Origin of the sequence: Roseivivax sp. GX 12232, assembly GCF_021272185.1 — a bacterium.
Classification (GTDB): Bacteria; Pseudomonadota; Alphaproteobacteria; order Rhodobacterales; family Rhodobacteraceae; genus Roseivivax.
This window is the reverse complement of sequence record NZ_JAJSEC010000029.1, coordinates 1-1490: the sequence shown is the minus strand read 5'-3', so window position 1 is coordinate 1490 and position 1490 is coordinate 1. Positions and strand designations below refer to the sequence as shown.

Genomic DNA, 1490 nt, shown 5'->3' with positions numbered 1-1490 from the left:
TGACGGGGACGATGACAACGCGCAGGGTATCGCGTCGCTGGGCCAGGCCTTCGTGGCCGCCTTCAACCAGCCGCGCAATTCCCAGCCGGTCAACGCGCAGAGCACCAATCTCGTCCTGACGCCACAGGCACAGCCGTTCAATCCCTGATCCGCTCAAGGTGACACGGCCACGATCGGGCCCCCGGACAACCGTCCGGGGGCCCTATTCGTCAGGGATCGGGTGCGTCCTGCCCCTCTGACGGCAGCGGCAGGTACCGGCGCGAGACGACGCTCACCGATTGGGCAGACAGCGCATCGCTCCGCCGGATGCGGCTTTCCATGCGGACCGCCGCGCCGTCGGCCTCGGCCAGCACCACCACATCGAAGAGGTTCGAGGTAAAGCCCGAGTGATCGGGCCGGACCGCGCCCGCGCCGCGCAGCGCCTCGCGGGTGATCTGCCCCTCGCGATCGCGCCGGGCAATGAGCCGCGCCGCGATGGCGCGATTGTTCAGCATGGCGCGCAGAAGCGGCGGCTCGACGGTGTTCAGGTTCACCGTGGCATCGGAGGGCAGCACGGCCACATGCGGCGACAGCGCCTCGATCGCGGCGGCGGGAATGCCAAAGGCTTCGAGGTCCGACAGGGCCGCCACCGGGCCGGTGCGCCTCAGGATCGCGGCGATGCGCCGGGCCAGCTCGGGCGGCTGGTCAAGCTCCACGAGCAGCCGAGCCATCACCTCCACCGGGCCAAGCCCGCCCAGGGCCAGCCTGTTGATGTCGTATTTGCGTTGCAGGTCGCGGATCTCGACCGAGAAGCGGCCGGTAACGAGCTGCACCTCCTCCTGCGCGATGGCGGCCCAGGCTTCGCCCAAGTGGTCGACATCGGGCGCCTGGTCGAGGTCGCGGCGCAGGGCGGCCACCACCGAGGCTTCGGCGCCCAGCGCGATGAGCTCGGCATCGCCGGCCCGCGACAGCCCCGTGACGCGGTCGATCGCGCTTTCGCGGCTGCTGAGCATCAGATGCACCACTGCTGCGCTGAGCGCGATGATCACCAGGACGTTGACCAGCACAACGCCGCTGTCGCGCCGCCGTCTCATCGCTGCGCCGCCCCGGGCAGCGCGAAGAGACGCACCAGGTCGGCCGCCTCCGCCTGCCCCGGCGCGTCGAGCCGCAGCGTCAGCTCGGCAGCCACCGGCGGCGCCCCCGGCGCCTCGGCCTCGGACTGGCCGGCGGGCGGCCAGCTGTCGCGCCAGCGCCCGCCCCTGTCGAGAAGCCGCCAGCGCGCGCCCGCGACCCCGCCGAGCAGGCGCTGATCCACCGACCCGCCCTCCTCTGCCCGCAGGACGCGCAGCAGCCGGCCCGCCTCGAGCCGCAGGTCCTGGCGGGCCAGCCCCTCGCCTTCGGCGCGCAGGAAACTGAAGACCTCGGGGCCCAGCGTCACCGCGCCCGGGGCCAGCTGCGCCAGATCTCGGCGCAGCACCAGGAGCGTGCGGTCGATCTCGACCAGCCGCTCA

General features: G+C 72.5%; 2 protein-coding genes. Both read right to left on the bottom strand.

Annotation, left to right across the window (positions count from 1 at the left end; translation table 11 throughout):
- Positions 1 to 209 precede the first annotated feature (209 nt).
- A complete protein-coding gene (locus LR948_RS18735) occupies positions 210 to 1073 on the bottom strand; it encodes a general secretion pathway protein GspK (RefSeq protein ID WP_232755681.1) in 864 nt (287 codons plus the stop codon).
- The coding region (locus tag LR948_RS18730) for a type II secretion system protein GspJ (protein WP_232755679.1) at positions 1070 to 1490 on the bottom strand (421 nt) is incomplete at its 5' end. The genes LR948_RS18735 and LR948_RS18730, both read right to left, overlap by 4 nt.